At 68.7% G+C, this 24,182-nt stretch carries 22 protein-coding genes and 1 other annotated feature; of the genes, 12 read left to right on the plus strand and 10 right to left on the minus strand.

Translation table 11 applies throughout. The features are described 5' to 3' along the window. The coding region (locus FHD68_RS09810) for a YifB family Mg chelatase-like AAA ATPase (RefSeq protein WP_139085603.1) at positions 1-1,144 on the plus strand (1,144 nt) is incomplete at its 5' end. Here FHD68_RS09810 and gshB read toward each other — a convergent pair. Genes gshB through rsmI form a run of 3 tightly spaced genes read right to left on the minus strand, consistent with a single transcriptional unit; the run spans position 1,141 to position 3,475 of the window. After that, complete coding sequence (gshB, locus tag FHD68_RS09815) at positions 1,141-2,091, minus strand: glutathione synthase (protein WP_045982231.1); 951 nt, start codon at positions 2,089-2,091, stop codon at positions 1,141-1,143. The genes FHD68_RS09810 and gshB overlap by 4 nt on opposite strands. Before the next feature lie 60 nt (positions 2,092-2,151). Then, positions 2,152-2,532, minus strand: coding sequence for a YraN family protein (locus FHD68_RS09820; protein ID WP_127898133.1), 381 nt, complete (start codon positions 2,530-2,532; stop codon positions 2,152-2,154). Then, the gene (rsmI, locus tag FHD68_RS09825) at positions 2,525-3,475 is read right to left on the minus strand and encodes a 16S rRNA (cytidine(1402)-2'-O)-methyltransferase (protein WP_127898132.1); all 951 of its coding nucleotides are present in this window, start codon (positions 3,473-3,475) and stop codon (positions 2,525-2,527) included. Before rsmI ends, FHD68_RS09820 begins: the two co-directional genes overlap by 8 nt. Before the next feature lie 111 nt (positions 3,476-3,586). Here rsmI and FHD68_RS09830 point away from each other — a divergent pair, with 111 nt between their 5' ends. Genes FHD68_RS09830 through murJ form a run of 3 tightly spaced genes read left to right on the plus strand, consistent with a single transcriptional unit; the run spans position 3,587 to position 9,094 of the window. Next, complete coding sequence (locus FHD68_RS09830; protein WP_127898131.1) at positions 3,587-4,792, plus strand: penicillin-binding protein activator; 1,206 nt, start codon at positions 3,587-3,589, stop codon at positions 4,790-4,792. Between the two features lie 22 nt (positions 4,793-4,814). Further along, positions 4,815-7,568, plus strand: a complete 2,754-nt coding sequence (locus tag FHD68_RS09835; protein ID WP_045982229.1) for a [protein-PII] uridylyltransferase — start codon at positions 4,815-4,817, stop codon at positions 7,566-7,568. Further along, positions 7,565-9,094: a murein biosynthesis integral membrane protein MurJ gene (gene murJ / locus FHD68_RS09840; RefSeq protein WP_127898130.1), complete on the plus strand. Its 1,530-nt coding sequence runs from the start codon at positions 7,565-7,567 to the stop codon at positions 9,092-9,094. The genes FHD68_RS09835 and murJ overlap by 4 nt, the downstream gene beginning before the upstream one ends. On the opposite strand, the gene FHD68_RS09845 is transcribed toward murJ, so the two are convergent. Then, positions 9,091-9,792, minus strand: a complete 702-nt coding sequence (locus FHD68_RS09845; RefSeq protein ID WP_127898129.1) for a rhomboid family intramembrane serine protease — start codon at positions 9,790-9,792, stop codon at positions 9,091-9,093. The genes murJ and FHD68_RS09845 overlap by 4 nt on opposite strands. 74 nt (positions 9,793-9,866) lie before the next feature. Here FHD68_RS09845 and trpS point away from each other — a divergent pair, with 74 nt between their 5' ends. The 8 genes from trpS (at position 9,867) to FHD68_RS09885 (ending at position 19,125) form a co-directional block, all read left to right on the plus strand. Then, positions 9,867-10,901 (plus strand): tryptophan--tRNA ligase, encoded by a 1,035-nt coding sequence (trpS, locus tag FHD68_RS09850; protein ID WP_127898128.1) that lies wholly within the window; start codon positions 9,867-9,869, stop codon positions 10,899-10,901. Between the two features lie 62 nt (positions 10,902-10,963). Beyond that, positions 10,964-11,019: a sequence feature (sul1 is cis-regulatory element that is thought to sense ions involved in sulfur or methionine metabolism; They are found in Alphaproteobacteria), on the plus strand. Between the two features lie 63 nt (positions 11,020-11,082). After that, positions 11,083-12,579, plus strand: a complete 1,497-nt coding sequence (locus tag FHD68_RS09855) for a SulP family inorganic anion transporter (protein ID WP_127898127.1) — start codon at positions 11,083-11,085, stop codon at positions 12,577-12,579. A 15-nt stretch (positions 12,580-12,594) separates the two neighbouring features. After that, positions 12,595-13,449 (plus strand): universal stress protein, encoded by an 855-nt coding sequence (locus FHD68_RS09860; protein WP_127898126.1) that lies wholly within the window; start codon positions 12,595-12,597, stop codon positions 13,447-13,449. Between the two features lie 293 nt (positions 13,450-13,742). Further along, on the plus strand, positions 13,743-15,044 hold the full coding sequence (locus FHD68_RS09865; protein WP_164871404.1) for a Hint domain-containing protein: 1,302 nt from the start codon (positions 13,743-13,745) through the stop codon (positions 15,042-15,044). Positions 15,045-15,111: 67 nt separating this feature from the next. After that, entirely contained in the window at positions 15,112-15,624 is a 513-nt protein-coding gene (locus tag FHD68_RS09870; RefSeq protein WP_045982223.1) for a hypothetical protein, read from the plus strand. A 19-nt stretch (positions 15,625-15,643) separates the two neighbouring features. Further along, positions 15,644-16,834: a hypothetical protein gene (locus tag FHD68_RS09875; RefSeq protein WP_127898124.1), complete on the plus strand. Its 1,191-nt coding sequence runs from the start codon at positions 15,644-15,646 to the stop codon at positions 16,832-16,834. Then, complete coding sequence (locus FHD68_RS09880) at positions 16,831-18,078, plus strand: glycosyltransferase family 4 protein (protein ID WP_127898123.1); 1,248 nt, start codon at positions 16,831-16,833, stop codon at positions 18,076-18,078. The genes FHD68_RS09875 and FHD68_RS09880 overlap by 4 nt, the downstream gene beginning before the upstream one ends. A 165-nt stretch (positions 18,079-18,243) precedes the next feature. After that, a complete protein-coding gene (locus FHD68_RS09885; RefSeq protein ID WP_127898122.1) occupies positions 18,244-19,125 on the plus strand; it encodes a polyprenyl synthetase family protein in 882 nt (293 codons plus the stop codon). Here the strand turns inward: FHD68_RS09885 and FHD68_RS09890 are convergent. From FHD68_RS09890 to FHD68_RS09915, 6 genes are all read right to left on the minus strand, one after another. Next, positions 19,122-20,036: a phytoene/squalene synthase family protein gene (locus FHD68_RS09890; protein WP_127898121.1), complete on the minus strand. Its 915-nt coding sequence runs from the start codon at positions 20,034-20,036 to the stop codon at positions 19,122-19,124. The genes FHD68_RS09885 and FHD68_RS09890 overlap by 4 nt on opposite strands. Next, positions 20,033-21,538, minus strand: a complete 1,506-nt coding sequence (locus FHD68_RS09895; protein WP_139085606.1) for a phytoene desaturase — start codon at positions 21,536-21,538, stop codon at positions 20,033-20,035. The genes FHD68_RS09890 and FHD68_RS09895 overlap by 4 nt, the downstream gene beginning before the upstream one ends. Further along, positions 21,535-22,695, minus strand: coding sequence for a lycopene beta-cyclase CrtY (gene crtY, locus FHD68_RS09900; protein ID WP_127898119.1), 1,161 nt, complete (start codon positions 22,693-22,695; stop codon positions 21,535-21,537). Before crtY ends, FHD68_RS09895 begins: the two co-directional genes overlap by 4 nt. Next, entirely contained in the window at positions 22,692-23,180 is a 489-nt protein-coding gene (locus FHD68_RS09905; protein ID WP_127898118.1) for a sterol desaturase family protein, read from the minus strand. The genes crtY and FHD68_RS09905 overlap by 4 nt, the downstream gene beginning before the upstream one ends. Then, positions 23,177-23,905, minus strand: a complete 729-nt coding sequence (locus FHD68_RS09910; RefSeq protein ID WP_127898117.1) for a fatty acid desaturase — start codon at positions 23,903-23,905, stop codon at positions 23,177-23,179. The genes FHD68_RS09905 and FHD68_RS09910 overlap by 4 nt, the downstream gene beginning before the upstream one ends. 30 nt (positions 23,906-23,935) lie before the next feature. After that, positions 23,936-24,182, minus strand: a 247-nt coding sequence (locus FHD68_RS09915; RefSeq protein WP_208863757.1) for a hypothetical protein, incomplete at its 5' end; no start/stop codon positions are given.

Below are 24,182 nucleotides of genomic sequence, written 5' to 3' on the forward strand. Positions count from 1 at the left end.
CGCCGCCGTCGCGGCGGCGGATGGCGACCGCGCGCTGATCTGTCCGCGCGCCTGCGGCGCCGAGGCCGCGTGGATCGAACAGGTTCCCGTCCTGGCCGCCGACACGCTGCGCGCCGTGGTCGATCACCTGACCGACCGCGCGCCCATCGTGCCGGCCCGCCCCGGCCAGGTCGTCGACGGTCCCCAGCCCCCGTGCCTGTCCGATGTCCGCGGCCAGGAACGCGCCAAACGCGCGCTGGAGATCGCCGCCGCGGGGCGTCATCACCTGCTGATGGTCGGTCCCCCCGGCGCTGGCAAATCCATGCTGTCGGCACGCCTGCCCGGCCTGATGCCGCCCCTGACCGCACGCGAGGCGCTGGAGACCTCGATGGTGCATTCGGTGGCGGGGCTGCTGAAGAACGGCCAGATCTCGCGCCGTGCGCCCTTTCAAAGCCCGCACCACACCGCGTCCTCCCCGGCCATCGTCGGCGGCGGCCCCAAGGCCAAGCCGGGAGAGATCAGCTTGGCCCATAACGGCGTGCTGTTCCTGGACGAGCTGCCGGAATTCGACCGCAAGGTGCTGGAAAGCCTGCGCCAGCCGGTCGAGACAGGCGAGGTCTTCGTCAGCCGCGCCAACGCGCATATCCGCTATCCCAGCCGGTTCCTCCTGATCGCGGCGGCCAACCCGTGCCGCTGCGGCTATCTGGCCGATCCGGGCCGGGCCTGTTCGCGCGCGCCGGTCTGCGGCGACAGCTATCTGGGCAAGATCTCCGGGCCGCTGATGGACCGGTTCGATCTGCGGCTGGAGGTGCCGGGCGTCAGCCTCACCGACCAGGACCTGCCGGCGGGCGACACGTCCGCGACGGTGGCAGCCCGCGTCGCCGCGGCCCGCGCGATCCAGGCTAAGCGGTTCCGCGACCATCCCGGCGTCACGGTGAACGCCGATGCGCCGCCACCGTTGCTGGACGCGATCGCTGCGCCCGATGCGGACGGGCGCGCGCTGATCCTGAAGGCGTCGGAAAGGCTGGGCCTGACGGCGCGCGGTTATCACCGCATCCTGCGCAGCGCGCGCACCATCGCCGATCTGGACGGGTCGGACCATGTCCTGACCCGCCACCTGGCCGAGGCGATCAGCTATCGCCTGCCCTTCGTCGCGGGGGGCTAGCCCTTGGCGGCCACGCGCCGCTCGATCGCCTCCCAGATGGCCTCGGCGGCATTGATGCCGTCGAACCGCTCCAGCTCCTGGATGCCGGTGGGAGAGGTCACGTTGATCTCGGTCAGCCAGCCGTCGATGACGTCGATGCCGGTGAAGATCAGGCCCTTCTCGCGCAGCACGGGGGCGATGCGGGTGCAGATCTCGAATTCCCGCTCGGTCAGGCCGATCTTCTCGGCGCGCCCGCCGACATGCATGTTCGACCGGGCCTCGCCCTCTTGCGGGACGCGGTTGATGGCGCCCACGGGTTCGCCGTCGACCAGGATGATACGCTTATCGCCCTTGACCACGGCGGGCAGGTATTTCTGCGCGATCATGGGTTCGCGGTTGATGCCCGCGAAGGTCTCCAGCAGGGCCGACAGGTTCGGGTCGCCGGGCTTCAGGTGGAACACCCCCGCCCCGCCGTTGCCGTAAAGCGGCTTGACAATGATCTCTCCGTGGCGCGCCCGGAACGCCTTGAAGGCAGCGGGGTCGCGGGCGATCATGGTGGGCGGCGTCAGGTCGGGAAAATCCAGCACCATCAGCTTTTCGGGGCAGTTCCGGACCCAGAACGGGTCGTTGACCACCAGCGTCTGGGGATGCACCCGGTCCAGCAGATGGGTCGAGGTCACATAACCCATGTCGAAGGGCGGGTCCTGGCGCAGCCAGATCACGTCGAAATCGCCGGCCTCGACCTCGGTCCAGTCGCCGAAGGTGACGTGGTCGCCTTCGGTCCGGCGCAGGGTGACGGGGCGGCCGCGCACGACGATGCGCCCTTCGTCATAGCGCAGCTGATCGACGGTGTACTGGAACAGCCGGTGGCCGCGGGCCTCGGCCTCCAGGCCGATGCGGAAGGTGCTGTCGGCGTGGATCGAGACATCCTCGATCGGGTCCATCTGCAAGGCGACATACAGGCTCATGGGGCCCTCCTGAATTTCGGACAAGTTGTGGCCCGCCGCCGGGGCGGATGCAAGCCTGCCTCAGACCTCGCCGAAGGCATTGGGGATCAGCTCCACCCGACCGGTGGCATCCACCAACGCCACGTCGAAACGCATGGAAACCTCGCCCAGGCCCTGTCGGTCGCAATATTCCAGCCCGGCTTGGGTGATCCGGCGCATCTGCGCGGGCAGCAGATGCAGGGCGGCGTCGGCATGGCTGCGCGACGCCTTGACCTCGACGAAGACCAGGTCGGGACCGTCCTGCACGATCAGGTCGATCTCGGCCCCCTGCCCGCGCCAGCGCGTGGCCAGAACCTGCGCGCCGCGCTGGTGATAGAGGCGCAGGACGCTCTCCTCGGCCAGGCGGCCGGACAGGTCGGCGGTGCGGCCCCGGCCCGCGCGCCTGCCGCCCGGCTCAGTCACGATCCGCCAGCCCAAGCGCCAGCTGATAGACGTCGCGGCGCGGCAGGCCCAGCTCCTGCGCGGCCTCGCGGGCGGCGTCCTTGACGGACATGGTGCGCATATGCGCAGTCAGGACGGCGCGCACGCGGTCCTCGTCCATCTCCACGGCGGAGGGGCGGTCAAGGACCATCACCACCTCGCCCTTCAGCGTGGCCATGCGCGGATCGGCGGACAGGTCGGCAGCGGTGCCGCGGATCACCTCCTCGAACTTCTTGGTCAGCTCGCGCGCGACGACGGTGATGCGGGTGGGGTCGATCAGGGCCAGATCCTCCAGCGTGCGGGACACGCGGCGCGGGCTCTCGAACAGGATCAGCGTCGAATCTACCGCCATCCAGCGGCGCAGCCAGGTCTGGCGCGCGGACTGGGTGGGCGGCGGAAAGCCCAGGAACAGGAACCGGTCGCTTGGCAGCCCCGCCAGCGACAGCGCCGCCAGCGCCGAGGATGGCCCCGGCAGCGCATGGACCCGCGCCCCGGCCTCGGCCGCGTCCAGCGCCAGGCGATAGCCGGGATCGGCCACCAGCGGCGTGCCCGCATCGGAACAGTACGCCACGCTGGCCCCGTCCGACAGCGCCGCCAGCAGCGCGGGACGCGCCCGGTCGCCGTTGTGGTCGTGATAGGACAGGATGCGCCGCCCGCGCAGCGGCACGCCGTGGATGTCCAGAAGATGGCGCAGCACGCGCGTGTCCTCGGCCGCCAGCATGTCGGCGCTGTTCAGCACGTCCAGCGCGCGCAGCGTGATGTCGCGGGCCGCCCCGATGGGGGTCGCGACCAGGTACAGGCCGGGGTCCAGGCGCGCGGCCTCGACATGCGCGGCCAGGCGGCGGGCGGGGTCCTGCCCAGAGTTCGGCTCATGGTTCGGCCTGGGGTTCGGCCCATGGTTCGGGGGGTCGCGGCGGTCGGTCATCCTGCCTCCGGTTCCGGCCCGCACGGGGCCGGCGCTGATTGCCAATCGCAAAGACAGGACATAGGCTGCCGCCATCCGCGCGCGTCATAACATAAAGCAGGGAAGTTTCACATGTCAGCCTTCGCCACAACCCGGCCTGCGGGTCTGCGCCATGTCCTTTTGAAAGCGGCGACGGTGGTATCGGCCCTGTTTCTGGCCGCGTGCGAGCCGACCGGCGGCACCACGCAGGCCAGCGGCCCCGAGACGGGCCCCCTGATCGACCCGTCCGAACCGGTGCGCGTGGCGCTGCTGGCGCCGGGCGGGACCGGGTCGGACGACCTGGAATGGCTGGCCCGCAGCCTGAAGAATGCGGCCCGCATGGCCGCGGCCGACGCCCAGGGTGCGACCATCGACCTGCGCGTCTATGACAGCGGCGCATCGACCGAAAGCGCGGTGGCCCAGGCAAATGCCGCCGCCGACGCGGGCGCGCAGATCGTGCTGGGCCCGCTGTTCGCCGAAGGCGCCAACGCGGTGGGCAACGCCATGAAGGCGCGCAACATCAACGTGCTGACATTTTCCAACAACACCCAGGTCGCGGGCGGCAACGTCTTCATCCTGGGCAACAGCTTCGAGAACGTGGCCGACCGCCTGGTCGGGTACGGCATGACGCAGAACAAGCGCAACGTGCTGGTCGTGGCCGAGAACGACGTGGCGGGCCAGCTGGGCGGCCGCGCGATCGAGGCCGCGATCGCCCGCAACGGCGCCCGCATGGCGGGTCGGGTAGACCACCCGGTCTCGATCACCGGGGTCGACGGCGTGGTGCCCCGCATCACCCAGGCCGCGACGTCGGGGTCGATCGACGCGGTCTTCATGACCGCCAACAACCAGGCCGTCCTGCCCTATCTGACCGAACAGCTGGCGGCGGCGGGCGTGCGGTCGCCCGGCACGCAGATGATCGGCCTGACCCGGTGGGACCAGCCTTCGTCGCGTCTTGGCATGCCGCAGCTGGCCGAGGGGTGGTTCGCGATCCCCGACCAGACCCTGCAGCGCCAGTTCGAGGCCCGCTATGCCGGTGCCTATGGCGAGGCGCCCCATCAGCTGGCCTCGCTGGCCTATGACGGGGTCGCGGCGATCTCCTCGCTGGTGCGCAATGGACAGCGCAACGCGCTGACCACCACGGGCCTGACGCAGCGCGCGGGCTTCAACGGCGTGGGCGGCGTCTTCCGCTTGCAGCGCGATGGCACCGTTCAGCGTGGCCTGGCGGTCGCCACCATCCGCGGCGGCCAGTTGGTCGTGCTGGACCCCGCACCGCGCAATTCGCGCGGGCTGGGGTCGTGACCGGGGCCGGACGCACCGACCGATGACCATCGTCGCGGCCCGACCCGACCTGGACACCGACCAGCTGCTGGCCCGCCTGGACCGGCAGCTGGCGGGAACCACCGACCCCCGCCAGATCCGCGCGCAGACCGTGGCGATGCTGGCCCTGACGCGATCCGTGACGATGGAGGCGATCGAGGCCGCCTTTGCCACCCATCCCCGCGCCGCGCGCGAGACGGTGCGTGCCATCGCCATGATGACGGATGCGCTGGTCACCGCGGTCCACCACGTGGCCACGACGCGCCTGCACCCCCAGCAGTCCTCGTCCGAGACGCAGCGCCTGGCCGTGCTGGCCGTCGGCGGCTATGGCCGGGCCGAGATGGCGCCCTCCTCCGACGTGGACCTGCTGTTCCTGACCCCGTGGAAGATCACCCCCTGGGCGGAAAGCGTCGTCGAATCGATGCTGTACATGCTGTGGGATTTGAAGCTGAAGATCGGCCATTCGATCCGCAGCGTGGACGACTGCCTGCGCCTTGGTGCGGCGGACATGACGATCCGCACCTCGCTAGTGGAACACCGCCTGGTCACGGGCCACGCCCCCCTGGCCGAGGAGCTGCGCACCCGCCTGTGGGCGGAACTGTTCGAGCGGACCATCCCCGAGTTCATCGAGGCCAAGCTGGAGGAACGCGCCGCGCGCCACACCCGTCAGGGCGGCCAGCGCTATGTCCTGGAACCCAACGTCAAGGAGGGCAAGGGCGGCCTGCGCGACCTGCAGACGCTGTACTGGATCGCGAAATACATCCACCGCGTCGACAGGGCGGTCGAGCTGGTCGATCTGGGCGTCTTCACCCGCGACGAGCATCTGGCCTTCTGGCAGGCCGAGGATTTCCTGTGGGCGGTGCGCAGCCACCTGCACCTGATCGCGGGGCGGCCGTCGGACGTGCTGTCCTTTGACATGCAGGTCGAGGTGGCGCGGCGCATGGGCTATGTCGACACCACCGCCCGGCGCGCGGTCGAGTACTTCATGCAGGACTATTTTCGTCACGCCACCCGCGTCGGAGAGCTGACCCGCGTCTTCCTGACGGAACTGGAGACCCGCCATGTCCGCGCAGCACCCTTCCTGGGCCGCATCTTCCGTCGGCGGCGCAAGATGCGCGCGGGTTTCGTCGATCAACAGGGTCGCCTGTCCTATGAAACCGAGGCGACCTTCCTGGCCGACCCGCTGAACATCCTGCGCCTGTTCGAGGAGGCCCTGCGCACCGGCGTGCTGATCCACCCCGAGGCGCTGCGCCTGGTGGCCGCGAACCTGGACCGCATCGACGACAAGGTGCAGTCCGACCCCGAGGCGATCCGCATCTTCATGGACCTGCTGCTGCGGCACGGGAACCCCGAACGCGCGCTGCGGCGCATGAACGAACTGGGCGTGCTGGCCGCCTTCATCCCGGAATTCGAACCCGTCGTCGCGATGATGCAGTTCAACCTGTATCACCACTATACCGTAGACGAACATTCCATCCAATGCGTCGCCGCCCTGGCCGAGATCGAGCGCGGCGAACATCCTGAGGACCTTCCGCTGTCCTCGGAGATCATCCAGGCCGGCGTGAACCGGCGGGTGCTGTACCTGGCGACGCTGCTGCACGACATCGGCAAGGGCCGCCCCGAGGATCATTCGATCCTGGGGGCGCGTATCGCGCGGCGGATCGCGGCGCGCTTCGGCTTTGCCCAGGACGACATCGACACGGTCGAATGGCTGGTGCGCCATCACCTGCTGATGTCCGACGTGGCGCAGAAACGCGACATCAGCGACCCGCGCACGCTGCGCGACTTTGCCAAGGCGGTGAAGACCCGCAAGCGGCTGGACATGCTTCTGGTGCTGACCGTCTGCGACATCCGCGGCGTGGGCCCGGGCACCTGGAACAATTGGAAGGCCGCGCTGCTGCGCCAGCTGCACCAGGAGACCGCGGCCGCGCTGGAGAATGGGCTGGAGGAGCTGAACCGCGACCGTCGCCAGACCGAGGCGAAACGGTCGCTGCGCCACCTGCTGATCGCCAAGGGTTGGGACGCCCGCACCATCCGCGCCGAACTGGGGCGCCATTACGACGCCTATTGGTCGGGCCTGCAGACCCAGACCCAGGCCGTCTTTGCCGACCTTCTGTCCGGCCTGGGCGCGGACGAGATCCGCATCGACCTGCGCGCCGATCCCGACCGGGATGCGACCCGCGCGGCCTTCGTGCTGTCGGACCATCCGGGCATCTTCTCGCGGCTGGCCGGGGCGCTGACGCTGACCGGGGCGAACGTGGTCGACGCGCGCACCTATACCACGCGGGACGGCTATGCGACGGCGGTCTTCTGGGTCCAGGACGCGGAGGGGCATCCCTTTGCCGAGGATCGCCTGCCCCGCCTGCGCCAGACCATCCTGCGCACCCTGGCCGGAGAGATCGTCGCCCGCGAGGCCTTTGCCAGCCGGGACAAGCCGAAAAAGCGCAACCGAGAGTTCAAGTTCCCGACCCACATCACCTTCGACAACGAAGGCAGCGACATCTATACCATCATCGAGGTCGACACCCGCGACCGCCCTGGCCTGCTGTACGACCTGACGCGGACGCTGGCCGCGAACCACATCCAGATTGTCAGCGCCGTCATTGCGACCTATGGGGCGCAGGTGGTCGACAGCTTCTATGTCAAGGACATGTTCGGCCTGAAGCTGCACAGCCCCGCGAAACGTGACGGGCTGGAAAAGAAACTGCGCACGGCGATCGCCGACGGCGTGAAACGGGCCGAGGCTGAACAGGCATGAAATCCGGATTGGTGCGGGGGTTCCTCTCCGTTGGGCTATGGACGCTGATCTCGCGCGCGTCGGGTTTCGTGCGCGACATCCTGATGGCCGCCTGGCTGGGCACCGGCGCCGTGGCCGAGGCGTTCCTGATCGCGCTGTCCCTGCCCAACATGTTCCGCCGCTTCTTCGCCGAGGGCGCGTTCAACACCGCCTTCATCCCGATGTTCTCGAAGAAGCTGGACGATCCGGCCGACGCGCAGCGTTTCGCGCGCGAGGCGTTCTCGGGACTGTTCATGACGGTGCTGGCGCTGTCGGCGGTGGCGATGATCTTCATGCCGGGGCTGGTCTGGCTGATGGCGTCGGGGTTCGCGGGAGATGAACGGTTCGACCTGGCGGTCGAATACGGGCGGATCACGTTCCCCTATATCCTGCTGATCTCGATGGCCTCGATGATCTCGGGCGTCTTGAACGCGAACGGGCGATTTACGGCCGCGGCGGCGGCGCCGGTGCTGCTGAACCTGCTGTTCATCGTGGCGATGGGCCTGGGGCGCTGGCAGGGATGGGACCTCGGCCTGACCCTGGCCTGGGCCACGCCCGTCACCGGGGTGGCGCAGCTGGCGCTGGTCTGGTGGGACGCGCGGCGGACGGGATACACGTTCTGGCCGCACCGCCCGCGCCTGACGCCCGACATGCGCCGCCTGATCGCGGTGGCCCTGCCCGCGGCATTCGCGGGCGGGGTCGTGCAGATCAACCTGCTGGTCGGCCGTCAGGTCGGATCGCGGTTCGAGGGGGCCATCGCCTGGCTGTCCTATTCCGACCGGCTGTATCAGCTGCCTCTGGGCGTGGTGGGCGCGGCGGTCGCGGTCGTCCTGCTGCCCGAACTGGCCCGTCGCATCCGGGCCGAGGATCACGCGGGCGGCCAGTCGGCCTATTCCCGCGCCACGGAGTTCGGACTGTTCCTGACGCTGCCCTCGGCCTTCGCGATCGCGGTGATCGCGGAACCGATGGTCAGCACGCTGTTCGAACGCGGGGCCTTCACCGCCTTCGACACACAGCAGACGGCGGCGGCGCTGATTGTCTATGCCTTCGGCCTGCCCGCCTTCGTGCTGCAGAAGATCCTGCAGCCGCTGTATTTCGCGCGCGAGGATACCAGGACCCCGTTCCGCTTTGCCCTGATCTCGATGGTGGTGAACGCCGTCGCGGCCTTTGGCCTGATGCCGATCTTCGGGTTCCTGGCGGCGGCGCTTGGCACGACCATCGCGGCCTGGATCATGGTGGCGCAGCTGTGGTGGGGCACCCGGTCGATGGGTCAGGCGGCGCGCGCCGATGCGCGCCTGCGCCGGTCGTTCCCGCGCATCCTGCTGGCATCCGCGCTGATGGCCGCCGTCCTGTGGGCGACCCGCGGCTGGCTGGAAGCCGCAGGCCTGGGTCGCGGCGCGGGGCTGGCGATCCTGGTCTTTGGCGGCGCCGCGCTTTATTTCGCGCTGGCCTTTGTCATCGTCGGCTATCGCCCGTCGGAACTGCGCGCCGCCGTCCGGCGCGGTTAACGCTGGCGCAGCTGCGCCAGCGCGCGGGCCATGCCCCCGTCGACCAGCACGAAGGACAGCGCGAACCCGAACCCAAAGCCCGCGATCTCGGCGATCCAACCCAGGCCCGCGCCGCCGAAGATCAGGCCGAAGACCAGCTGGAACAGCAGCAGCATGCCGATCAGCGTGAAGGCCCGCATCCGGTTCGCGTTCTCTGCCGCCAGCCGCGTCCAGATCAGGAAGGTGAACGCCCCCACCAGCCCATAGACCGCCGGATAGCCGCCGATCAGCGGCGCGGACCGCGCGCCCACCGCCTGGATGATCGCGGCATAGACCAGCGCACCGCCGATGGCCGACCCGAAATACAGCGCCAGCACCGCCCAGGGGCGGAAGTTATGCGCGACCATGTTCCCCAGGGCCAGCGTGAACACCACGACGAACAGCGCATGCATGGCGTTGACATGGATGAACACGAAGCTGAGGAACCGGTACATCTGTTCCACATCGAACGCCCCCAACGTCCAGGCCCGCTGTGCCAGTTCGGGCGGAAACGCCGCCATGCGGATCGCGGACAGGCGCAGGCCCACGCCCTCGGCCCCGCCGATCAGGCCCGCGCCGCCCAGGGCAAAGACCGCCTCGGAGGCGATGACGGGCAGGGTCAGCAGCCAGATCACGGGCGGCAGCGGGTTCAGCGGCGATTCAGGCAGGCTTGATCGCATGGGGTTTCCTTGGGTTGCGAAGGCACCGGTCAACCGCTAAGCCAGCGGGCAGGAAATTCCAAGGCAGGCCGCTCATGTCCGACCCGATCAACGCCCAGTTCCGCCCGCGCATCTTTTCCGGCATCCAGCCGTCGGGCGGGCTGACGCTTGGCAACTACCTTGGCGCGCTCAAGCGGTTCGCGGCCCTGCAGGGCCCGGACGCGCAGACGATCTACTGCATCGTCGACCTGCACGCGATCACCGTCTGGCAGGACCCCCAGATCCTGCTGTCGCGCACGCGCGAGGCGGCGGCGGCCTTCATGGCGTCGGGCGTGGACCCCGCGCAGTCGATCCTGTTCAACCAGTCCCAGGTCAGCGCCCATGCCGAGATGGCGTGGCTGTTCAACACGGTCGCGCGCGTGGGCTGGATGTACCGGATGACCCAGTTCAAGGACAAGGCCGGCAAGAACGCCGAGAACGTCAGCCTGGGCCTTCTGGCCTATCCGGCGCTGATGGCGGCCGACATCCTGACCTATCAGGCGACCGCCGTGCCCGTCGGAGAGGATCAGAAGCAGCACCTGGAACTGACCCGCGACATCGCGGCCAAGTTCAACCACGACTATGGCGTCACCCATTTCCCGATCACCGAACCGCTGATCGAAGGTGTGGCCACCAAGGTCATGTCCCTGCGCGACGGCTCCAAGAAGATGTCGAAATCTGATCCGTCGGATGCCAGCCGCATCAACCTGACCGACGACGCCGACACCATCGCCCAGAAGATTCGCAAGGCGCGCACCGATGCCGATCCCCTGCCCGGCCAGATGGACGGTCTGAAGGATCGCCCCGAGGCGCGCAACCTGATCAACATCTATTCCGCCCTGACGGACGAGACCCCCGACCAGGTCCTGGCCCGGTTCGAGGGTCAGGGCTTCGGCGCGTTCAAGCCCGCCCTGGCCGAGGTCGCGGTCGAGGCGCTGTCGCCCATCACCCGGCGCATGTCCGAATACATGGCCGACCCCGCCCAGATCGACGCGATCCTGGCCGACGGTTCCGACCGCGCGGCGGCCGTCTCCATGCCGATCCTGGAGCGGACCAAGGACATCATGGGCCTGCTGCGCACCCGAGGCTGACGCCCCCCGGCCGCAATGGGGTTGCGCCAGCAGCCCCTTTGCGGCTATCAGCCCGACACGTGCATGGACCCGGTGAGATTCCGGGTGGCTCTTCCGGCCGCCGATCCGCCGGACAATTCGAACCTTGACACTTGACTGTCGGACCGCAGGCCACGACGGCCCGGTCAGGAACGGATGACACATGTTTTCACTGACGACCTACAAGAACGAATGGCTGGGCAACATCAGGCCTGACCTGCTTTCGGGCCTTGTCGTGGCCCTGGCGCTGATCCCCGAGGCCATCGCCTTTTCCATCATCGCGGGCGTGGACCCCAAGGTGGGGCTGTATGCCAGCTTCTCGATCGCGGTTATCACCGCGATCACCGGGGGGCGTCCCGGCATGATCTCGGCCGCGACGGCGGCGACGGCGGTGCTGATGATCACGCTGGTGCGCGATCACGGGCTTGAATACCTGCTGGCGGCCACCGTGCTGGCCGGCCTGATCCAGATCGGCTGTGGCCTGGCCGGTCTGGGACGCTTCATGCGCTTTGTCTCGAAATCGGTGATGACCGGGTTCGTGAACGCGCTGGCGATCCTGATCTTCATGGCGCAGCTGCCCGAACTGGACCTGTCCGCACCCGGCGTGACCTGGTTCACCTACGTGCTGGTCGCGGCGTCGCTGGCGATCATCTACCTGTTCCCGCGCATCACCAAGGCGATCCCGTCGCCGCTGGTCACCATCGTCGTGCTGACCGGGCTTGCGATGACCTTCGGATGGGACGTGCGTACGGTGGGCGACATGGGCGCGCTGCCCGACACGCTGCCGATGTTCCTGATCCCCGACATCCCGCTGACGCTGGAGACGCTGCAGATCATCCTGCCCTATTCCATCGCGGTCGCCATCGTGGGCCTGCTGGAAAGCCTGATGACCCAGAACCTGGTGGACGAGCTGACCGACACGCGCAGCAACCGCAACCAGGAATGCATCGGCCAGGGCCTGGCCAACACCGCCACCGGCTTCATCGGAGGCATGGCGGGCTGCGCCATGATCGGACAGTCGATGATCAACGTCAAATCCGGCGGGCGGGGGCGGCTGTCGTCCTTCACCGCCGGGGTGGCGCTGCTGATCCTGGTGGTGGGTCTGGGCGATCTGGTCAGCCGCATCCCCATGCCGGCGCTGGTCGCGATCATGATCATGGTGTCCATCGGCACTTTCAGCTGGTCGTCGCTGGCCAACCTGCGCACCCATCCGCGCTCGTCGTCGGTGGTGATGCTGGCAACCGTCGCCACGGTCGTCTGGACCCACAACCTGGCCATCGGGGTGCTGGTGGGCGTGCTGCTGTCGGGGATCTTCTTCGCCGCCAAGATCGCGCAGCTGTTCCGCGTGACCTCGACCCTGTCGGCGGACGGCCGCAGCCGGACGTATGTCGTCGAGGGGCAGATGTTCTATGCCTCGGTCGAGGACTTCATGGCCGCGTTCGACTTTGCAGAACCGCTGGATCATGTCACCATCGACGTCAGAGGGGCGCATATCTGGGACATCAGCTCGGTGCAGGCGCTGGACATGGCGATCCTGAAGTTCCGGCGCGACGGCGCGCAGGTGCAGCTGATCGGCATGAACGCCGCCTCGGAGACGCTGGTCGACCGGCTTGCCATCCATGACAAGCCCGGCGCCCTGGACAAGCTGACGGCGCATTAGAGGGGGAGACGGCACATGAACGACAAGATCATCGCCCTGGTGGACGGCTCGGTCTACGCGGCCTCGGTGTGCGAACATGCGGGCTGGCTTGCGGCGCGCAGCGGCATGCCGGTCGAGCTGCTGCACGTCCTGGGCCGCAGGTCCCCCGCCCCGTCGCAGGACCTGTCCGGCACGATCCGCCTCGGCGCGCGCAGCGCCCTGCTGGACGAGCTGGCAAGCCTTGACGAACAGCGCGCGCGCCTGGCGAACGCGCAGGGCCGCGCTCTGCTGGAGGATGCGCGCAACCTGACTTTGGGCGCAGGCGCCGCGCGGGTCGAGACGCGCCTGGAACAGGGCGACCTGATCGCCCATGCGACCGGCAAGGCCGCAGGCCCCGCCCTGATCGTGATCGGCAAGCGCGGAGAGGCCGCCGATTTCGCGGCCGACCATCCCGGATCGAACCTGGAACGCGTGGTCCGCGCGGCCAAGGTGCCGGTCCTGGTCGCCGCCCGCGCCTTCCGCCCCATCGCCAGCGTGATGCTGGCCTTTGACGGCGGGGCCTCGGCGATGAAGGCGGTCGATCACGTGGCCTCCAGCCCGGTCTTCGACGGGCTTCGGATCGAGGTGGCGATGGCCGCCCCGGCCAACCGCGAGGCGCAGGTCCAGCTGGAGGAGGCGATCCTGCGCCTGCGCGCCGCCGGCCGCGATGCGCGCGCCGAACTGCTGGACGGCAGCGCCGACAGCGCGCTGATCGCACGGATCGAACAGCAGGATCACGACCTGCTGGTCATGGGGGCCTATGGGCACAGCCGCATCCGCCGGTTGATCATCGGATCGGTCACCACGCGCATGCTGATCGATTCCCGCCGATCCGTGCTGCTGTTCCGCTGACCCGTAAATAAACAGTTAACAGCGCACAAATTTACAGCCTCCAGTTGCAGATTCGACGCGGACGCCGGCCTCCGTCCTCCGCGTTGGATCAACCCGGACCGGCCCTGCACAACGTGCAATGTGAACCGGTAAGTTCATAGATTAATCAACGAATTGCACGATGTGCGAGATTGGTCTCCAAACCGGTCTTCACGCATGCCGTGTGCGTGGATCTTGTTGACAACCGTGGCCATGCGGGCGTAACGCCGTTTATACAAAGTTAACAAGAATCGTTTTCAAGAGGGATGACTGTCATGGCCACGATCTTTGGCAGCTATGATGGCGATGGCGCGACCATTCTTCAGGGCAACTCCTCGGAGGGAACCCAGAACGTCACGTTGTCGGACTGGGCGTTCAGCCGGCAAACCGAGCCGGGCGACAACCGCAGCGTGTACGACATCAGCATGAAGGGCGGCGACGACACGCTGGAGGGCGGAAACCTGTCCGGCCAGGGCGCCCGCGTCGCCTTCGGCCAGGTTGACATGGGCACCGGTGACGACATGGCCCATCTGTCGCGCACCACCTTCGAGACGATCTCTACCGGCGACGGCGACGACACGCTGAAGCTGGAGCAGTCGTTCGGCGCGCGCGTGGACCTTGGCAAGGGCGACGACGTCCTGTGGTTCGACATGAAGCCGGACCACAGCCTGTCGGATGCCGACAAGATGCGCAGCGGCGCCAAGCTGGATGGCGGCAAGGGTCAGGACACGCTGAACCTGCGCGGGGACTGGACCCTGACGCTGTCCAGCGGCAACGTCACCATGGACACCGACGGCGACGGCAAGGCCGACCTGGTCACCAACGTCTACAGCGACAGCGACATCGGCTCGATCCTGGCCTATCCGCGCATCCTGCAGGGCACGGTCTCCTATGGGACGATGACGCTTCGCGACGGATCGACCGTGGCATCACGGTCGGGCTTTGCCAATTTCGAGGCGATCAACGCGGTCTGCTTCACCGCCGGCACGCTGATCGACACCCCCCGCGGCGCGGTCCCGATCGAGACCCTGCGCCAGGGCGACACGGTCATCACCCGCAACGGCCCCAAGGCCCTGGCCTGGATCGGTTCGCGCAGGCTGGATGCGGTCGATCTGGCGGGGAACCCCAAGCTGCTGCCGATCCTGGTGCCCGCCGGCGCCTTCGGCAACGGCCTGCCCCTGCGCGACATCCGCTTTTCGCCCCAGCACCGCGTCGTCATCCGCTCGGCCATCGCCGAGACGATGTTCGGCGCCCCCGAGGTGCTGGTCGCGGTCAAGCCGCTGATCGGCGTGAACGGCATCGACGTGGACGGCGACGCCCGCAGCGTCCAGTACCTGCACCTGATGTTCGCAGACCACCAAATCCTGTCGGTCGAGGGGATCGAGGCCGAAAGCCTGTTCCCCGGGCGTCAGGCGCTGACTTTTCTCAGCCAGGACCAGCTGTCCGAACTGCGCGCGATCTTCCCCGATTTCGAGGCGATGACCGAGACCGATCCGGCCATCCCGTTCCTGAAGGGTCGCGAAGGACGCTCGCTGGCCGCCCGCCACGCCCGCAACGACCGCCCGCTGTATTCGTAAGGACCGGCCTGCGGTCATTGGACAGGCCCAGCATGTCGGCAACGGCAAGGCTGGGCCGCTTGGGATCATGACACTCCATACCGACCTGCCCCCCGCCCTGCTGCGCCGCACCGATGTCACCGTCGGCAGGCACGCCGCCCGGCCCGACCTGATCGTGCCGTTGGCCCGCCAGATGCACCGGGAAAGCCTGTTCGCGGACCTGCCCTTCGACCAGCCGCAGGTGGAGCGCCTGCTGGCACAGGTCCATGACGACAGCGGTTATCACGGTGCCGTCGTCGTATCGCTGGAGGCCGAGCCGGTGGCCTTTGCGCTGTTCGCGTTCGAACCGATGCGGACCCATTCCGCCAGCTGGATCACGGTGATCCACACGGCGCATCTGCGCAGCGACATCCGCGACACCGCTACCGGGTCCGCCGTCTGGCAGCGGGTGATGCTGGCCGTGCGCGGCTGGTCCGCGCCGCGCGGGGTCCGGGGCATCCAGGTTGCCCTGGGTCTTGGCGTCGCCGTTCCGCGGATGGACGCGCTGCTGACCGCGGATGGCGCCACGCCCCTGGGCGGCGCCTTCTTTAGTCGGCTGTAATGTCCGCGCGGGCCCCACGATGACCGCGCAGCTGACCCATGATGACCCCAGACTTGGTCTGCGCCCGGCAGAGGCGCGGGCCGACGATCCGCTGACCGGTGTCGCGATGCGCCTGCTGGGCGATGCGCTGACGGGCAGCGGCGACGGATGCGTCTGTGCCCCCGCCCTTGGCGTGCCGGTGCGCCTGCTGGCCCTGCGGCGGGGGGCGGACCTGATCCACGTGCTGAACCCCCGCCTGTCGTCACTGTCTGACCTGCACCTGAACCGTGCCGAGACGCGGCTCCAGACCGGCCCCGTCCAGCGCCATGCCTGGCGTGCGCGGCGCGTGACCCTGGCCGGGACGCAGCCCGGCGGCCTGCCCTTGTCTTTGGACCTGGACGGTCCGCTGGCCATCGCCGTCCAGCAGGCGGTCGAGCTGCTGGACAACCGCGACGCGTTTTCCTGGGTCACGCCCTTCCACCGCGCCTGGCTGCGGGCGACCGACGCCCCGGTCCGGGCCCGCGCGCGGGCGATCAATCACGGCCTGCACCGCCTGGATGGGGCGGCGCTGCGCATGCTGGATGACCGCCGGGTGCAGGTGCTGGACGACGACGGCACCCCCCTGGGCATGATCGACGCGCTGAACCCGGCCATGCCGGTCGAGGGTTGGGCGCGTCGCTGCCTTGGGCTGCTCTGCGCGACATCGGCCCTGCGGCACGTGATGGTGACAGGGCCGGCGCATCTGCCGCTGACCATTGCGGTGCTGGCCCTGGTGCCCGGCCTGACGGTGCATCACCCCGCGGCGGGCTGGCCCCTAGCGGCGATGCAGGCGCTTGACCTTGGCGCGGCGTTCCGGCCAGCGCAGCTGTCGGATGCGGCACCCGATGCGCCGCGGCTGGATGCGATCGTCGCCAGGGCGGATGAGGACTGGCTGCATGGTGCGGACGCGCTGGCGCGCATCCGCCACGCCGGGCGGCGCCTGTCGGGCGACGGCGGCGTCCTGCTGATCCATGGAACGGGCCCCCTGCCCGCGATCCGCGACCTGCTGCAGGCGGCGTTTCCCGCGGTCCACGCGGTCATGGACGGCGATGCGACGTTCCTGGTCGCGACCAAGGCGCGGCTGGACCTGGGCGTCGCCCATGCCCGCGTGCAGGCCATCGTGAACCGCACCGATCAGCAGCCGCTACTGGCGGCGGGCTGCACGGGTTGGCAGACGGTTCCCCGGTCATGACGGTCGCGACATCCGTGGCGCAGCGGCCGCGCATCCTGTTTCTGCACCTGTCCGGCCCCGGCCAGTTCGAGTTCCTGGGCCGTTGGCTGGCGGGCCAGGGCTGGGACGTCACCTTCATGCATGGCGGCATCGACGCCGACCCTGCCCATGACGGCATCTGCACCCGCCGATTCGCGCTGCGCGACACCACGATCCCCACGGGCGATCCGCGTCACATCCTGGACCACGCCGCGCAGAACTGCCGGGGCGCGACCGAGCTGATGTTCCGCATGCGCCATTCCGAAGGCTATGTCCCCGACGTCGTGGTGGCCCATGCGGGCTGGGGCGTGGGGCTGGGGGTCAAGCTGGTCTGGCCCGACTGCACCTATGTCGCCTATCACGAATGGTATTACACCGACCGCAACTGGGACAAGCGCCGGGCGGAAAAGCCCGCCGACCTGGCGGTGATGATCTCGGACCGGATGCGCAACCTGCCGATCACCGGCGAATTCGACCTGGCCGATGCCAGCTGGTGCCCGACGCTGTTCCAGGCCAGCCGCTTTCCTCCGGTCCTGCGCCGCCAGATCACCGTGATGCCAGATGGGGTGGATTGCGACCTGCACCGCCCCGACCCGCAGGCGCGCATCGATTTCGACTGGCTGCGCCTGCCCGCCGACCGCCCCGTGATCACCTATGCCACCCGCGGGATGGAGCCCTTGCGCGGCTTTCCGCAATTCCTGCGCGGCGTCGCCCGCCTGCAGGCGCGGCGTGACGACTTCGACACGGTGATCCTGGCCAATGACAGCGTGTCCTATGGCCGACCGCTGGCGCGCGGCGACAGCTGGTGGCTGCGGATGATCGACCAGCTGGACCTGGATCACCGCCGCATCCACGTGAACGCCATGCGCCCGCGCGATGAATATGTCCGCACGCTGCAGGCCTCGCACGCGCATGTCTATTTCACCGAGCCCTTCGTCACCTCCTGGTCCCTGTCCGAGGCGATGGCCACCGGATGCCTGGTGATCGGATCGAACACCGCCCCGGTGCGCGAACTGGTCCGCGACATGGAGAACGGCCTGATCGTCGACATGGACGACGCGGACGAGGTCGCGGACGCGATGGCCTGGGTGCTGGACAATCCGGGTGACGCGGCCGACCTGCGCCGCGCCGCGCGCCGGACGATCCTGGCCGATCACGATGCGGCGCGGGTGTTTCCGGCCAAGGATGCCTGGCTGCGCGCGGCCATCGGCGCGCCGGTCCACTGACCTTGTTGGACAAATTGCCGCGCGACCCCGCGTCGCCGTCGAAAAGGCTCGCAATCGGGCGTGAACCGTTCCAACATGGGGACTGTTGACGGTGGATGACGGGTCACGGGGTGCCGCCCCGGCCTGACCTTCCCGCCAGGTCAGAACCCAAGCGCGAAGGCACTGATGAGACGAGACGTCAACCCGATCCACGCCACCCTTCTGCAGACCAGACTTGAGGAGATCGCCCAGGGATTCGGTGCCGTGTCGCAGCCGCTCGGCGCGGCCATGAGCCATGGCGCGCTGTCGTCGGGCAAGCGGTTCCGCGGCATGCTGATGCTGCTTGCGGCAGAGGCCTCGGGTGGGGTCTGCGACACGATCGTCGACGCCGCCTGCGCGGTCGAGATGGTGCATGCCGCATCGCTGATCTTCGACGACCTGCCCTGCATGGACGATGCCGGGCTGCGCCGCGGCCAGCCCGCGACCCATGTGGCGCATGGCGAAAGCCGCGCCGTGCTAGGCGGCATCGCCCTGATCACCGAGGCGATGGCCATGCTGGCCGGTGCGCGCGGCGCGTCGGGCACGGTGCGGGCGCAGCTGGTGCGGATCCTGTCGCGGTCCCTGGGGCCGCAGGGCCTGTGCGCCGGCCAGGACCTGGACCTGCACGCGGCCAAGAACGGCGCGGGGGTCGAACAGGAACAGGACCTGAAGACCGGAGTGCTGTTCATCGCCGGGCTGGAGATGCTGGCCGTGATCAAGGAGTTCGACGCCGAGGAGCAGACCCAGATGATCGACTTTGGCCGTCAGCTGGGCCGGGTGTTCCAGTCCTATGACGACCTGCTGGACGTCGTGGGCGACCAGGCGGCTCTTGGCAAGGATACCGGTCGCGATGCGGCGGCCCCCGGCCCGCGGCGCGGCCTTCTGGCCGTGTCAGACCTGCAGAACGTGTCCCGTCATTACGAGGCCAGCCGCGCCCAACTGGACGCGATGCTGCGCAGCAAGCGCCTTCAGGCTCCGGAAATCGCGGCCCTGCTGGAACGGGTTCTGCCCTACGCCGCGCGCGCCTAGACGTGATGCGGCCGGGTCCAGAGGCCCTGCCGCGACACGCCCGCCCCCGGCAGGCGTGATCGCGCGACATCCCAGCCCCCGACGCCCAGCAGGCCGATCTTGGCAGCCTTGGACGTGCTGATCCGCTGGCGATAGGCCTGCGGCCCGCTCTTGCGGATGCGCAGCCCGATGGCGCGATAGATCCGTAGCGCGGCGGCGATGGACCAGGCGCAGCGCGGTGGCAGATCCGCCAGACCCACCCGCGCCGACGCGTAATAGGGTTCCGCCGCATCCAACAGCCGGAGGATCACTGTGTACAGCTCCGGCGACGGCACCGGCCCGTCGATCCGCGCGCCCGCCTGGTCCAGCCAGTCCCCCGGCAGATAGCACCGCCCGATGCGCGCATCGTCGATCACGTCGCGCGCGATGTTGGTCAGCTGGAACGCCAGCCCCAGGTCGCAGGCGCGGTCCAGGACAGGATCGTCGCGCACGCCCATCACGCGGGCCATCATCACGCCGACGATGCCTGCGACGTGATAGGAATATTCCAGCACGTCATCCAGCGTGCGATAGTCGCGCGCCTCGACATCCATCGCGAAGCCTTCGATCAGGTCCATGGGCCAGGCCTGCGGGAAATCATGCCGCCGCGCCACCGCGCGCAGCGCGGCAAAGGGCGGGGTCACCGGACCGTCGCCCTGCAGGGCCGCCAGCGTGTCGACGCGCAGGCCGTCCAGCCGCGCCTGCGGGTCGTTCACCGCCTCGGGGCGGCTGCCCAGGGCCTGACCGTCGATCACGTCATCCGCGTGGCGACACCAGGCATAGAGCATCACCGTGTCGTCGCGGATGCCCGGCGGCATCAGCTTGGCCGCCGTGGCAAAGCTTTGCGACCCTTGGGTGATCGCCTCGGTCGAGGTCAGGACCAGATCGCTCATGCGCCCGCCAGGTCGGACAGCATCACCTGGGCCGTGGCCTTGGCCGAGCCCACGACGCCCGGAATGCCCGCGCCCGGATGGGTGCCCGCGCCGACCAGATAGAAGTTGCGGATCGTCTTGTCGCGGTTGTGCGGCCGGAACCACGCGGATTGCGTCAGGATCGGCTCGACCGAGAAGGCGCTGCCGTGATGGGCGTTCAGTTCGCTGGCGAAATCGGCGGGCGTGAAGATGCGCGTCGTGGTCAGGTTGGCGCGCAGGTTCGGGATCAGCCGCTCCTCCAGGGACGCCAGGATGCGGTCGGCATAGCGCGGCCCCTCGACCGCCCAATCGATCTCGGCGCGGCCCAGATGCGGCACGGGGGCCAGCACGTAATGCGTGGACATGCCCGGAGGCGCCATGTCCGGATCGGTCGTGCAGGGCGAATGCAGGTACAGCGAGAAATCCTCGGCCAGCTTCGGGCCCTTGAAGATCTCGTTGACCAGCTCCCTGTAGCGGGGGCCGAACAGGATGGTGTGATGCGCGATGTCCTTGGGCGCCTCGCGCAGACCGAAATGCAGCACGAACAACGACATGGACCAGCGCTTGCGGTCCAGCGATTTCGCGCGGCTCTGCCCGCGGGCCGTGTGGCCCAGCAGGTCGCGATAGTTGTGCATGACGTCGCCGTTGCTGGCGACCATGTCGGCCCTTAAAGACCGCCCGTCCGCCAGGGTGACGCCCGTGGTCCGCGCGCCCTCGGTCTCGATCCGGGCGACCTTGGCGTTCAGCATCATCTGGCCGCCAAGCCGTTCGAACAGCGCGACCATGCCCGCGACCAACTGGTTGGTGCCGCCCTTGGCGAACCAGACCCCGCCGCGCCGCTCCAGCGCGTGGATCAGCGCATAGATCGAGCTGGTCGAGAAGGGATTCCCGCCCACCAGCAGCGTGTGATACGAAAACGCCTGCCGCAGATAGGGGTCCTTGATGAAGGTCGCGACCTTGGCATGGACGGACTTATAGGCCTCCAGCTTCATCAGCGCGGGCGCGGCCTTGAGCATCTGGCCCAGCTTGAGGAAGGGCACGGTGCCCAGCTTGACGTAGCCCTCCTGATACACCTCCTCCGCGTAATCACGGAAGCGGCGGTATCCTTCCAGGTCGTCCGGGTTGAACTGGGCGATCTGGCGCTCCAGCTGATCGGCCTCGTTCACGTAATCGAAGACCTTCCCGCCCGGCCACATCAGTCGATAGAAGGGCGACACCGGCATCAGCGTCACGTCGCGCGCCATGTCCTGCCCGGTCAGCGCCCACAGCTCCTTGAGCGCATCGGGGTCGGTGATGACGGTCGGGCCCGCGTCGAAGACATGGCCCTGATCGTGCCAGACATAGGCGCGCCCGCCGGGCTTGTCCCGGGCCTCGACCAGGGTGGTGGCGATGCCCGCGGACTGCAGGCGGATGGCCAGGGCCAGCCCGCCAAAGCCTGCGCCGATCACGATGGCGGTCTTGGCCGCGGGCGAATGGGCGTTCATGCGTTTTCCTTCAGCAGGGGACGTTCGGGCAGGCAGCGGATGGCCGTGCCAAGGGGAATGGGAGGCTTGCCGGTCACGATGCGCAGCTGATCCGCCACGCTCAGCCGGCCGGCATAGAACCGTTCGATCAGTCCATGCGGCATGCGGTAGAACCGCTGCAGCAGGGTATAGCGCCGGTCGGGCGCGCAGCCGCGGAACAGCATCCGGTTCAGCAGGCGCAGAAAGCGGTCGCGGCGTGCCCGGTCGATCGCGTAATCGCGGATGGCGCCGCGCAGCGCGTCGGTGCCGGGCGGCCCGGACAGGCCCGCCACCACGTCCGCCACCTGCGCCGCATAGGGCAGCGAATAGCCGGTGACCGGGTGAAAGAACCCCGCGCGCAGTCCCACGGGAACAGGCCCCTCCGCGTGATCGGCCCAGAAGCCCGCCGCGTCATGGGCCAGCGCAATGGGCAGGATGCCGCGTTCGCGCCGGACCTCGGCCCCGGTCCAGCCCTGCTGGCGGGCATAGTCGTGGGACGCCGCCGCCAGCGCGTCGTCGTCCAGATTGCCGCCATCGGAATAGCGCGTGTCCTCGATCAGGATGCGCGTCGGAGAGAAGGGCAGCAGATAGATGAATCGGTACCCGTCCTGCTGGGTGACGGTCGCGTCCATGATCATCGGGCGGGGCACGCCGTGGGGGCAGTCGGTCTCGATCTCGACGCCCACGAATTTCTGGAAACCCACGGTCAGATGCCGCGACGGCTGCGCGCCGCGCCCGTCCAGGACCGCGCCCGCCTCGATCCGGGTGCCGCAGGACAGCGTCGCCCCCTGTTCATCCAGCAGGGCGATGTCGCTGTTCCAGCGGATCTCGGCGCCCGACCGGGCCACCGCATCCGCCAGCGCCGCCCCGTCCAGCGACCCGTAACCGGTGGCCAGCCGCCGGGCATGGCGGGGAAAGCGCACCTCCTGGTCGGGCCAGTTGGCGCGGCGCAGGGGCTTCAGCCGCGCCAGCCAGTGCGGCGACAGATCGGGGTCGTGGCAGGACCAGGTATGGCCGTCTGACGGTCCCGCCGCATGATCCAGCAGCAGCACCCGCAGGTCGGGCCGCGCCGCGCGCAGCGCCAGGGCGATCAGCCCGTTCGCAAGGCCCGCCCCTGCCAGCAGCACGTCATGGGTCACGTGCGCTCCTGCGCCTCGGCCCGCAGCACGCCCGACGTCTTCAGGTCCTGCTTCAGCTTGTCGACCGGCGGCGCATAGATGAAGCCGAAGCTGACGCAATGGTCGCGTCCCTCGACCGCGTGGTGCAGGCGGTGGGCCTGATACAGGCGGCGGGCATAGCCCTTGCGCGGGATATAGCGGAACGGCCAGCGCTGATGAACCAGCCCGTCATGCAGGACGAAATAGATCAGCCCATAGACGGTCATGCCCAAAGCGATCCACCACAGGACCGGCGCCCAGATCCAGCCCACCGTGAACAGCACCGTGGCGATCACCGCAAAGACCAGGCCGTACAGGTCGTTCTTTTCCAGCGCGTGGTCGTGTTCCTCGTGGTGGGACTTGTGCCAGCCCCAGCCCAGGGGGCCGTGCATGATCCAACGGTGGACGGAATAGGCCGTCAACTCCATCACCAGCACGGTGGCGACGACGATCAGGAAATTGGTCATGCGGTGTCCCCCTTGGTGCGGGTGCTGGGCAGGCGCCACCAAGGCACCGTCGGGTGCAGGTGGTGTTCGTGATGATAACCACCAAAGTGAAAGCAGGTCAGCAGCGACACGGGGTCGCTGATCCGCGACGACCGCGCATTATGGCGGTCCGGGAACGCGTCGTGGCCGGGGCGGTGCGGCAGCCAGGTGCCGAACACGAACAGCTGGATCGACGCCAGGATCGACGGCAGCGGCCAGAAGACCACGTACATCCAGCGATCCCCCAGGATCAGCGCATAGACCGTCACGATGACGGGCAGCAGCAGCCCCTCGCGCCAGCCGAAATAGGTGCCGATGAAGCGCGCGTACCAGCGGACCGGGCCGCCATGGTCGAAATCGGGGTCGTCGTCGGTTCCGGCATGGCGGTGATGGGCCATGTGCTTGACGATCATCTTGCGCCACGAAAATCCGGCATACAGCCACAGGACCAGCTGGCCCATCGCCGCATTGGCGCGCGGACGCCCCGGCACGACCGACCCGTGCATCGCGTCATGCGCGATGATGAACAGACCGACCGACAGCCAGGTCAGCCCCAGGAAATTCGCGATCGCCAGGATGGGATGCGCCGCCGCGTCCAGAAACCACAGCGCATGCACATGCAGGGCCAGCCACGCGGCGATGATGCCGCCCGAGACGATCAGGCTGGTGGCGGTCAGATCTGCCTTGGGCAGGGCATGTGCGCTCATCTTGTCCCCCGGACCGGCGATCCGCGCAGACTACAGTCCCGCATCGCCGGTTTCCATCCCCGTTGCTTGCGACCATTGGCCACCCGGCCCCGGCACCAGCAGCGGCGCGCGGCGCAGCGCCGCAAGGTCGGCCGATCCGGTGCAGAACATCGCGATGCGCAGCTGGGTCACGACGTCGGACAGGTGATCGGACAGGGCCTCGGCGCTGTGGCGCGCGGCTGGCAGCGCGCGGGCCGCCTGCCCCACGAGGTCCGCGCCAAGGCGGATGGCCCGCGCG

Source organism: Paracoccus marcusii (assembly GCF_006151785.1).
Lineage (GTDB): Bacteria > Pseudomonadota > Alphaproteobacteria > Rhodobacterales > Rhodobacteraceae > Paracoccus > Paracoccus marcusii.